The following is a 262-nucleotide window of genomic DNA, read 5'->3' on the forward strand; positions in this document are numbered from 1 at the left end:
GGATCCGCCATGTGGTCCCTGGCCGCACCGATTTTCGTGCCGATGCTCATGCTCCTGGACATAGAACCGGCAACCACGCAGGCGATGTACCGCATTGCCGATTCCGTCACCAACTGCGTCACTCCGATGAGCCCCTACTTTGTGATGGCCCTCGGCTTTGTCCAGAAGTACCGCCGCTCGGCAGGCATCGGAACCCTGGCGTCCTTCACCATTCCGCTGGCCATGGTCATCTGGGTGGTCTGGATCGCCTTCTTCATGATCT

General features: G+C 59.9%; 1 protein-coding gene. It reads left to right on the top strand.

The window, feature by feature from the left end; genetic code table 11:
* Positions 1 to 262 (top strand): AbgT family transporter (locus SB754_RS20980; protein ID WP_410784280.1); only part of this gene is annotated, 262 nt, incomplete at both ends.

The organism is Leifsonia sp. SIMBA_070, from assembly GCF_046534635.1.
GTDB lineage: Bacteria > Actinomycetota > Actinomycetes > Actinomycetales > Microbacteriaceae > Leifsonia.